Here is a 9836-nt window from a genome sequence, read left to right on the forward strand (position 1 = left end):
CCGGGAACGTGCTCGGCACCCTCCGTCACTCGTACACATACTTGCGCGGTCCCGGAAAGACGTAGGACAAGCCGTCGCGGAGCCGGTCGCGCCAGTTCTCCCAGGAGTGACCGTCGCGGGACTCGACGTACCGGACCCGCATGCCGGTGTCGGTGAAGACCGGGACCATCGAGCGGTTGGGCACGATCAGCGGCTCGTAGACGCCGCAGCTGACGAAGACCTTGTCCGCCACCGCCCGCGGCCGGGCCCGGTAGCGGTTGGTGAAGCGGACCACCGGGTCGAACGCCGGCCCGCCGCCGTGGTCCGAGCCGATGTCGGTGAACACGAACGAGCCCGACTGCAGCAGCAGCGACCCGTACGTGTCCGGGTGCCGGTAGGCCGTCGAGAGCGCCGCGACCGCGCCGAAGGAGGCGCCCAGCAGGCAGCGCCCGGCCGGCTGCGCGTTCAGCGGGAACCGCCGCTCCAGGTACGGCAGCAGCTCGTCGGTGACGAACCGCGCGTGCGCGGTGGAGTCCGCGTACTCGACCAGCCGGTCGCCGGGGTGCAGGAACGCGCCCACCAGCTCGGCCACCTCGTTGCGGTGCACCAGGTTGTCCAGCACGGTCTTCGCCGCCGCGTACTGCAGGTAGTCCGGGCCGTCGTGCACCACCAGCAGCGGGTACGAGGCGGTCCGCCGGAACCGGGCCGGCAGGTAGAGCGTGACCCGGGCGTCGCGGTGCAGCGCCCGGGACGGCACGGTCAGCTCCAGCAGCTCGCCGGGCCGGGTCTCCGGGTCGTGCTCGGCCCACTCCGGGCCCTCGTAGCCGGTGCCGAAGACGACGCTGGAACCGCCGACCGGCGAGTGCGACCGGTGCGGGTTCAGCGGGTCGTTGATCCGTTCGTAGTGCTCGCCGCGGCGCAGCTCGAGCTGGTACTCGACCCGCGACCGCTCCGGCAGCTCCATCACCACGGACCAGAGGTCCGTCCCGCGCAGCCGGCGCAGCGGCAGCCGGTCCGGCAGCCCGAGCACCCGGTGCGTCACCCAGACCTCGTCGGCCTCACCGCGGAACAGGAACGTGCATCGCAGGCCCTCGACGATCGGCACCTGCTGGCGGGCCAGGAACCGCTCGACCGTGTCCCCGTCCAGCGGCCCGCGCTCCTTGAGGCGGTTGATCGCCAGCCGCCGGGTCGAGCCGGTCACGCGACCCGGCCGTCGGCGCCGACGACCCGCCCCCGGTCCAGGCCCCGGACCCCGTCGTCCAGCACCACGCAGCGGGCCGGCGCGAACCGCCGGGCCAGCGCGCCCAGCCGGGCCGGGTCATCCATCGGCAGCCGGCGGCGCGCGTGCGGCAGCAGCACGGTGTCGTTCACGACACCGAGCCCGGGCGCGTACGCCTCGGCCCGGCCGTCGGTGAACAGCACCACCCGATCGGTCAGCGCCATCGCCCCGGCCGACCAGGCCACCACGTCGGCCGGCGGCGTCACCGCGAACAGGCCCAGCACGTGCAGCAGCACGCCGACGTGCCCGCCCGTGACCACCAGCAGGCTGGTGTCCTCCAGCACCGCGGCGACCTGGGCCCGCTGCTGGGCCACCGCGTCCCGCTCACCCGGGCGCCAGGCCGCCTCGAAGTCGGCCCGGACCTCGGTCACCCGGGCCAGGTGCCGGGCGTCCAGCAGCCGCAGCGCCTCCTCGGAGTCGGCCAGCGCGGCGGCCCGGGTGCGGGGCCGGGTGCTGCTGCGCCGGATCGCGACCGCGGCCTGCTCGGCGTTGCCCACCTGCAGCGCGTAGAGGTCCTGCAGCTCCTCCAGCACGGCCCGGTGGTTCAGCTCGGCGTCGGCCAGCTCGGGGTCGGCGTCCAGCACGGTCAGCCAGCGGGTGTGCAGCCGGAGGTTGACCGTGCTCCCCCCGAGCAGGCCGTCCAGCTCGGCGTCGTCGGCCTCGCGCTCGCGCCAGCCCGCGGTGACCGTGGCGGCGACGGTGCCCGGCGGCACCGGCTGGACCGTGGGCCGCCGCTGCGGCCCCAGGACCGTGACGGTCATCCCCCGCTCATCCCCCGCTCGCCCTGCGGGCGCTCGGGCTCGCTCATCCCCCCGTTCCTCGGCCGGACCCGGCCTCGTTCCTCGGCCGGCACAGCCCTCGTCGCTCCCCGCTCGCCCTGCGGGCGCTCGGGCTCGCTCATCCCGCGTGCACGTGTACGGACCGGCCGACGTCGTCGAGCATGCCCCGCAGCACGTCGTAGTCCGGGTGCCGCATCCGGACGTACGCGTTGGCCATGTAGCCGGCCTCGACCGGCTGGGTCGGCGTCCCCGGCGCGGGCAGGTGCGCGTCCAGCACCCAGTCGCCGAACCGGCCCTGCACCTCGTCGATGCCCTCGATCCAGGTGATCGCGCCGTCGGCGTCCGGGCGGAGCGCGACGATCCCGGCCGCGTACGCCCGGGTCGGGGCCGGGCCGACGTGCCCGTGCACGATCGCGTCGGCCCAGGCTCCGTACAGGTCGATCTCGTTGCCGGCGGAGTAGAGGTCCCAGGCGCCGACGCCCGGCGGCCGGCAGCCGATCTCGGAGAACCGCAGCCCCTTCGGGCCGAAGAACCACTCCATGTGGGTCGCGGTGGTGCCGATGCCGAGCGCCTCGTTGACGTCCCGGCCGAGCTCGCGCAGCTGCCGGTAGTCGGCCTCGGTGTCGATCCGGTTGGTCGCCACGAACTGGGGCGAGATCCAGCGGGTCCGCATCGCCTCCAGCACGTTCGGGAAGTAGTGCGAGACGAAGTCGAGCTTCGGGTCGCCGTCCACGGAGAGCGTGTCGTAGAAGCCCTCGTGGCCCTCGACGAACTCCTCGACCGCGATCGAGTCGGCCGCACCCATGCCGCCCAGCGCGCCGGCCAGCTCGTCGCGGGTGTCGACCCGGACGGTGTCCAGCGCGCCGGCGCCGGTGCGGGGCTTGAGGATCAGCGGGAAGCCGACCGAGTCGGCGAACGCGTACACCTCCTCGACGTGGGCGGCGGCGGTGGAGGCCGCGGTCGGGACGCCGACCTCCCGCAGGGCCTGCTTCATCGACGGCTTGTCCCGGCACAACCACGCCGTCCGCGAGCTCGTCCCGGGGATGGAGCAGGCCTCCCGGACGTGCGCCACCGGCAGCGTGTGGGCCTCGATCGTGGTCTCCAGCCGGTCGACCCACAGCCGGGTCTGCACCCAGCGGACGAAGTCGGTCAGATGGCCGACGTCGGTGACGTTGTCGATCTGGTGGTACTCGCTCAGCCAGCCGCGCAGCTCGTCGTCGAGCCAGTCGGCGGGCCGTTCCCCGATCCCGATCACGTACGCCCCGGTCCCGGCCAGGGCCCGGGTGAAGTGCCGCTGGGTCGGGGGGAACGACGGCTCCACGAAGACCACGTTCATGACCCGACCCTAGATCCCCACCACCGCGGCCGTCTCGACATGGTTCCGTGCCGAAGGGTAGAACGAGGGCTGTTCAATGCTGAACGTTTACCTCCGGGAGGCCCCATGGTCCGGTCGCTCGCATCCCGTCCCGGTCGCCGCGTCCAGGGCCTCGCCCTGGTCGCCGCGGTGGTCGCCGCGCTGGCCGGAGTCGGTGGTGCGGTCGCGGGACCGGCGTCACCGGCCGCCCCGGCCGCCCTGACCGGTTCCGCGGACCGGGCCCGGAACGTGATCTTCATCCAGGGCGACGGGATGGGGATCGCGCACCGCGAGTTCATCCGGCTCGCGACCAAGGGCCGGCACGGTGAGCTCGCGATGGACTCGCTGCGCTACTCGGGGTGGACGCACACCGACCCGGCCGACCCGGAGCAGGCCGTCACCGACTCGGCCGCCGCGGCGACCGCGTTCGCCAGCGGGGTCAAGACCGTCAACGGCGCGGTCGGGGTCGACCCGGCCGGGCGGTCGGTGCCGACGCTGCTGGAGCGGGCCCGGGCCATGGGCAGATCGACCGGCCTGGTCACGACCGCACAGGTGACGGACGCGTCGCCGGCCGCGTTCGGCGCGCATGTCCCCGACCGGGACGACCAGAGCGAGATCGCCCGGCAGTTCCTGGTCGGCAGCCGGCCGGACGTCATCCTCGGCGGCGGCGAGGACCGGTGGTTCCCGCCCGGCACGCCCGGCGCGTACCCGGACGACGAGGAGGAGCAGAGCAGCGGCACCGAGGGCAACCTGGTCCGGCGGGCCGAGGCGCTGGGCTACGACTACGTGAGCACCCGGGCCCAGCTGCGGGCCAGCCGGTCGGCGAGGCTCCTGGGCCTGTTCGCCAACGAGGAGATGTTCACGGCCGCGAACGAGGGCGAGGGCGCCGCGTACGCGCCGGTCGTGCCGCTGCCGGAGATGGCGACCAAGGCGCTGGACGTGCTGTCGAAGGACCGGGACGGGTTCTTCCTCTTCCTGGAGGAGGAGGGCATCGACGAGATGGCGCACTCGAACAACGCCCACCTGGTGCTCGCCGCCGGGCAGGCGCTGGACCGGACCGTCGCGGTGGCCAAGGCGTTCGCGGCGCGGCACCCGGGGACGCTGATCCTGGTCGAGGGTGACCACGAGACCGGCGGGCTCGCGATCGAGAACGTCGACCCGGCTGACGAGTCCGGCGACGCGGCGTCGGCCGAGGACGGGCCGTTCACCGTCGCCGGTACGGACCTGCAGTTCACCGTCGACTGGACCAGCGGCCAGCACACCGGCGCCGCGACGCCGTTGACCGCCGAGGGACCGGGCGCCGAGCGCCTCGCCCGCTCCCAGCAGAACACCGCCGTCCACGACGCCGTCCTGTCCGCCATGCGCGGTCGCTGACCCGTCCGTCTGCCTCCCCGGGGGAGCGGCCATCCGTGCCCCCGGGGAGGCGGCTGTCCGTCCTGCACCGGCGAAGGCGCAGGATGGACACGTGAGCTCGGACGACGGTGTGCCCGTGGGGCGGCGGGTCGTGCTCGGGGCGTTGGGTCTCGGGGCGCTGGCGCTCGCGTTCGGGCGCCGGTTGTCCGACGCCGAACAGGCCGTACTCGGCGTCGTCGGCCCCCGCGACCCGACCGGCCTGACCCAGCTCATCCCCGCCGGCGCCGGCTTCCGGTTCTACTCGGTGACCGGCTCGATCCCGCGCCGCACCGCCGCCGAGGTCCGCATCGGCATCGGCGGCCTGGTCGCCGCCCCGCGGACCTGGACGATGCCCGAGCTGGCCCGCCTCCCGCAGACCTCGCTGGTCCGCGACTTCCAGTGCGTCACCGGCTGGCGGGTGCCGTCGGTGACCTGGTCCGGCGTCGCGCTGCCGGACCTGCTCGCCGCGGCCCGCCCGCGCCCCGCCGCCACCGCCGTCCGGTTCGTCTCGTACGACGGGTCGTACAGCGAGAGCCTCACCCTGGACCAGGCCCGCCGCCGCGACGTGCTGGTCGCGACCGGCCTGCAGGGCAAGCCGATCAGCAGCGCGCACGGCGGCCCGGTCCGGCTCGCCGTCCTGCCCATGTACGGCTACAAGTCGCTCAAGTGGCTCGACCGCATCGAGCTGACCGCGGACGTCGAGCCCGGCTACTGGGAACACCGCGGGTACGAGGTCGACGGCTGGGTCGGCCGCTCCAACGGGCGCAGCGATGACCCGACGTCCTGACCTGGAACGGTTCGCGCCGTCGTCGCGACTGGTGCACCGGGCCACCGCGGTGCTCGGGATCACCTGCCTGGCCACCGCGGCCGTGCTCTACCTGGAGCCGATCGCCGAGCTGGTCGGCCGGCACGGCCTGGTCGTCGACGTCCACGTCTGGTCCGGGCTGGCGCTGCCGGTGCCGGCGCTGCTGGGCTGGTTCACCCGCGCCACCCGCACCGACTACCGGCTGCTCAACCGCATGACCCGGGTCGACCGGGAGTGGCTGCGCCGGCGCGACCGCCGCGGGGCCGGGCTGCCGGTCGGGAAGTTCAACGCCGGCCAGAAGCTCAACGCGTCGCTGTCGACCGGCGGCGGGCTGGTCCTGCTCGGCACCGGCGTGGTGCTCTACTTCGGCAAGCGCTGGCCGCTGGACCTGCGCATCGGCGCGACGTTCGTGCACGACTGGACCGCGTTCGCGGTGCTGCTGCTCGTCGTCGGCCACCTCTACTTCGCCACCCGGGACGAGGACGCCCGCCGCGGCATGCGTACCGGCCGGGTCCCGGTCGGCTGGGCGCTGCACGAGCACCCGGCCTGGGCCGAGGGGTTGCTCGCCGGGCCGAGCGGGAATGCCGGGGCCATGGATCCGGACCAGGAACGGATACGGCACCGCGCGGACGACCTCTTGCCCGAGGAGCGGGCGGCCGGCAGCGACGACCCCGAGGCGCAGGCCGCGGCCATCCTCGCCGACTCCGACGAGCGCGAGTACGACCCGGAGGCGGCCCCGGACACCGTGCAGGAACACCGGACATCGGCGGACGCGACCGATCCGGTCGACTGATCCGTGCTGAGATGAGCACGTGCGGATCGCGCTGTTCCTGACCTGTCTGGTCGATGCCGTGGTGCCCGCGGCCGGGCGGGCCACCGTGGAGGTCCTGGAGCGGCTCGGCCACGAGGTGGTGTTCCCACCCGGCCAGACCTGCTGCGGGCAGATGCACGTCAACACCGGCTACCCGGCCGAGGCGTTGCCGCTGGTCCGCCGGCACGTCGAGACGTTCGAGCCGTACGAGGTGGTGGTCGCGCCGTCCGGGTCGTGCGTGGGCTCGGTTCGGCACCAGCACGCCGCGCTCGCCCGGGCCGCCGGCGACGCGGAGCTGGCCGCGCGGGCGGCGGCGGTCGCGGCGAGGACGTACGAGCTGAGCGAGCTGCTGGTGGACGTGCTCGGGCTGACCGACGTGGGCGCGTCCTACCCGCACCGCGTCACGTACCACCCGACCTGCCACTCGCTGCGGCTGCTGCGGGTCGGCGACCGGCCGCTGCGGCTGCTGCGTGCGGTCCGCGGCCTGGACCTGGTCGAGCTGCCGGGGGCGGAGGAGTGCTGCGGGTTCGGCGGCACGTTCGCGGTGAAGAACGCGGACACCTCGACCGCGATGCTGGCGGACAAGATGCGCGCGGTGCTGGACACCCGGGCGGAGGTCTGCGCGGCCGGCGACTCGTCCTGCCTGCTGCACATCGGCGGCGGGCTGTCCCGGCTGCGCACCGGCGTGCGTACGGTGCACCTGGCCGAGATCCTGGCGTCCCGGGAGGGGGTCGCGTGAGCACGTTCCTGGGCCTGCCGCGGGCGGTGGACACGTCGCAGCTGCGCGGGCGGCCGTTCCCGGAGGCCGCGCGGGCCGCGGTCGCGGACCCGCAGCTGCGGCGCAACCTCGGCGACGCGACCGCGACGATCCGGGCCAAGCGCGCCCGGGTGGTCGGCGAGGTCCCGGACTGGGAATCGCTGCGGGCCGCGGGCGCGGCGATCAAGGACCACACGCTGGCGAACCTCGATTCGCTCTTGCTCCAGCTGGAGGCTGCGGTCACCGCGCGGGGCGGGACGGTGCACTGGGCCCGCGACTCCGCCGAAGCGAACCGGATCGTGACCGAGCTGGTGCGCGCCACCGGGGCCGACGAGGTGGTCAAGGTCAAGTCGATGGCCACCCAGGAGATCGGGCTCAACGAAGCGCTGGAGGCCGCCGGCATCGCGGCCTGGGAGACCGACCTGGCCGAGCTGATCGTCCAGCTCGGCCACGACAAGCCCTCGCACATCCTGGTGCCGGCGATTCACCGCAACCGGGCCGAGATCCGGGAGATCTTCCTGCGCGAGATGGGCGCGGTCGGGCTGCCGGCGCCGGCCGACCTCACCGACTCGCCGCCCGCGCTGGCCGAGGCCGCCCGGCGGCACCTGCGGCAGAAGTTCCTGTCCGCGCGCGTCGCGATCTCCGGGGCCAACTTCGCGGTCGCGGCCACCGGGACGCTGTCGGTGGTCGAGTCCGAGGGCAACGGGCGGATGTGCCTCACGCTGCCGCCGACGCTGATCACCGTGATGGGGATCGAGAAGCTGGTGCCGACCTGGCAGGACCTGGAGGTGTTCCTGCAACTGCTGCCGCGGTCGTCGACGGGCGAGCGGATGAACCCGTACACGTCGATGTGGTCGGGGGCGGTGGAGGGGCAGGACTTCCACCTCGTGCTGCTGGACAACGGGCGGACGGCGGTGCTCGGGGATCCGTCCGGGCGGTCCGCGTTGCGCTGCATCCGGTGCTCGGCTTGCCTCAACGTCTGCCCGGTGTACGAGCGCACCGGCGGCCACGCGTACGGGTCGGTGTACCCGGGGCCGATCGGGGCGGTGCTGTCGCCGCAGCTGACCGGGCCGGAGCTGAACGCGACGCTGCCGTACGCGTCGTCGCTGTGCGGGGCCTGCTACGACGTCTGCCCGGTGGCGATCGACATCCCGACCATGCTCGTGCACCTGCGCGCGCAGGTGCCGCACCCGGCGCCGGAACGCGCGGTCATGCGGGCCGCCGCGTACGCGATGGGGTCGCCGCGGCGGTGGGCGGCCACGCGGTCGGCCTCCCGGGCGGGCCGGCTGCTCGGCGGTCGGCGGGGACGGATCCGGTCGTTGCCGCCGCCGCTGTCCGGTTGGACCGCCAGCCGCGACCTCCCGGTCCCCCCGGCGGAGGGCTTCCGCGACTGGTGGACGCGCACCCACGGGAGCCCCCCTCCCGCCACCCCGCCACCCGCGGCGGGCGGAGACGGAGCGGGGGCGGCGTGAGTGCGCGGGACGAGGTGCTGGCGCGGATCCGGCTGGCGCTCGGGGACCGTCCGACCGTTCCGGAGATCCCGCGTGCGTACCGGCGGGGCGGCGACCTGGACGAGGGCGCGCGTCTAGACCTGTTCGCCGACCGGCTGGTCGACTACAAGGCCGCGGTCCGCCGCTGCGCGCCGGCGGACCTCCTCGGCACGCTCGTCGCCGCCCTCACCGACCGCGGCGCCGCCCGGATCGTGGTCCCGCCCGGCCTGCCCTGGGACCTGCCCGGCGCGGTCGTCGACGACGGCCTCGCCGCGACCGACATCGACCGCCTCGACGGCGTCGTCACCGCCTGCGCGGTCGCCGTCGCCGAGACCGGCACGATCGTCCTGGACGCCGCGGCCGACCAGGGCCGCCGGGTGATCACCCTGGTCCCCGACTACCACCTGTGCGTGGTGCGCGCCGACCAGGTCGTCCAGACCGTGCCGGAGGCGGTCGCCCGGCTCGACCCGGACCGCCCGCTGACCTGGATCAGCGGCCCGTCCGCGACCAGCGACATCGAGCTGAAGCGGGTCGAGGGCGTACACGGCCCTCGCACCCTCGAGGTGGTGCTGGTCAGCTAGTCGGCACGCAGAACTCGTTGCCCTCCGGGTCGGTGAGCACGGCCCACTTCGTCATCGGGCCTTCGGACCCGCGGCCGAGCAGCGTCGCGCCCTTGGCGACCAGGTCGGCGATCTGGCCCTCGGCGTCCGGCTGGGGCGGCCGGAGGTCGATGTGGACCCGGTTCTTGACCGTCTTCGACTCCGGGACGAGCTGGAACAGGATCCGTGGTCGGCCGCTGTCCGGCCCGCCGGGATGGTTGATCGCCGCGCCGGTCTTCCACACCAGCCGGCCGTGGTGGGTGGTCGTGTCGTCCTCGGCCGCGTGCCCCTCGTCGAGCATCTTGCGGATGAACGCCTCGTCCTGAGGCTCTACGTCCCAGCCGAGGGCGTCGGCCCACCAGTCGGCGAGCCCGTGCGGGTCGGCGCAGTCGATCACGAGCTGGAAGTCCAGTGCCATGGCCGGACCGTAACGGCCGGGTCCGACAGTTCACGCCGGGCGTACCGGGTGGCCCGCAGGATGGGTGGGTGCTGTCCGCCCTCCCACCCGTACGGCGCCGGCTGCTGCTGGGGCTGGTCGCCGTCCTCGTCGTGGGCGTGCTGGTGGCGGTCGTGCTGGTCGTCGCGAACCGG

The 9836-nt window shown here is 74.4% G+C and carries 10 protein-coding genes; 6 read left to right on the forward strand and 4 right to left on the reverse strand.

All coding sequences use genetic code 11. From position 1 onward, the window contains the following. Positions 1–25: 25 nt before the first annotated feature. From VGP36_07095 to VGP36_07105, 3 genes are all read right to left on the reverse strand, one after another. Positions 26–1180, reverse strand: coding sequence for an alpha/beta hydrolase-fold protein (locus tag VGP36_07095; protein HEV7654488.1), 1155 nt, complete (start codon positions 1178–1180; stop codon positions 26–28). After that, complete coding sequence (locus tag VGP36_07100) at positions 1177–2019, reverse strand: hypothetical protein (GenBank protein HEV7654489.1); 843 nt, start codon at positions 2017–2019, stop codon at positions 1177–1179. Before VGP36_07100 ends, VGP36_07095 begins: the two co-directional genes overlap by 4 nt. A gap of 136 nt (positions 2020–2155) precedes the next feature. After that, positions 2156–3373, reverse strand: a complete 1218-nt coding sequence (locus VGP36_07105; GenBank protein ID HEV7654490.1) for a hypothetical protein — start codon at positions 3371–3373, stop codon at positions 2156–2158. Positions 3374–3478: 105 nt separating this feature from the next. Here VGP36_07105 and VGP36_07110 point away from each other — a divergent pair, with 105 nt between their 5' ends. The 6 genes from VGP36_07110 to VGP36_07135 all read left to right on the forward strand — a co-directional run bounded on the left by VGP36_07110 (position 3479) and on the right by VGP36_07135 (position 9227). Then, positions 3479–4765 carry an alkaline phosphatase gene (locus tag VGP36_07110; protein HEV7654491.1) on the forward strand — a complete coding sequence of 429 codons (1287 nt, stop codon included), beginning with the start codon at positions 3479–3481 and terminating at the stop codon, positions 4763–4765. Between the two features lie 91 nt (positions 4766–4856). Further along, positions 4857–5570 carry a molybdopterin-dependent oxidoreductase gene (locus tag VGP36_07115; GenBank protein ID HEV7654492.1) on the forward strand — a complete coding sequence of 238 codons (714 nt, stop codon included), beginning with the start codon at positions 4857–4859 and terminating at the stop codon, positions 5568–5570. Next, positions 5554–6381: a cytochrome b/b6 domain-containing protein gene (locus tag VGP36_07120; GenBank protein ID HEV7654493.1), complete on the forward strand. Its 828-nt coding sequence runs from the start codon at positions 5554–5556 to the stop codon at positions 6379–6381. The genes VGP36_07115 and VGP36_07120 overlap by 17 nt, the downstream gene beginning before the upstream one ends. A 19-nt stretch (positions 6382–6400) precedes the next feature. Next, positions 6401–7138: a (Fe-S)-binding protein gene (locus tag VGP36_07125; protein HEV7654494.1), complete on the forward strand. Its 738-nt coding sequence runs from the start codon at positions 6401–6403 to the stop codon at positions 7136–7138. After that, a complete protein-coding gene (locus VGP36_07130) occupies positions 7135–8628 on the forward strand; it encodes a lactate utilization protein B (GenBank protein HEV7654495.1) in 1494 nt (497 codons plus the stop codon). The genes VGP36_07125 and VGP36_07130 overlap by 4 nt, the downstream gene beginning before the upstream one ends. Next, entirely contained in the window at positions 8625–9227 is a 603-nt protein-coding gene (locus tag VGP36_07135; protein HEV7654496.1) for an LUD domain-containing protein, read from the forward strand. Before VGP36_07130 ends, VGP36_07135 begins: the two co-directional genes overlap by 4 nt. On the opposite strand, the gene VGP36_07140 is transcribed toward VGP36_07135, so the two are convergent. Beyond that, the gene (locus VGP36_07140) at positions 9220–9663 is read right to left on the reverse strand and encodes a VOC family protein (protein ID HEV7654497.1); all 444 of its coding nucleotides are present in this window, start codon (positions 9661–9663) and stop codon (positions 9220–9222) included. The genes VGP36_07135 and VGP36_07140 overlap by 8 nt on opposite strands. Positions 9664–9836 lie beyond the last annotated feature (173 nt).

This window comes from Mycobacteriales bacterium (genome assembly GCA_035995165.1).
GTDB lineage: Bacteria > Actinomycetota > Actinomycetes > Mycobacteriales > CADCTP01 > CADCTP01.

What these genes read in the sequence shown, in the direction of transcription:
- VGP36_07100 (HEV7654489.1), bottom strand. Translation starts at nt 2,019, where the DNA reads ATGACCGTCACGGTCCTGGGGCCGCAGCGGCGGCCCACGGTCCAGCCG.
- VGP36_07140 (HEV7654497.1), bottom strand. Translation starts at nt 9,663, where the DNA reads ATGGCACTGGACTTCCAGCTCGTGATCGACTGCGCCGACCCGCACGGG.
- VGP36_07105 (HEV7654490.1), bottom strand. Translation starts at nt 3,373, where the DNA reads ATGAACGTGGTCTTCGTGGAGCCGTCGTTCCCCCCGACCCAGCGGCAC.
- VGP36_07110 (HEV7654491.1), top strand. Translation starts at nt 3,479, where the DNA reads ATGGTCCGGTCGCTCGCATCCCGTCCCGGTCGCCGCGTCCAGGGCCTC.
- VGP36_07120 (HEV7654493.1), top strand. Translation starts at nt 5,554, where the DNA reads ATGACCCGACGTCCTGACCTGGAACGGTTCGCGCCGTCGTCGCGACTG.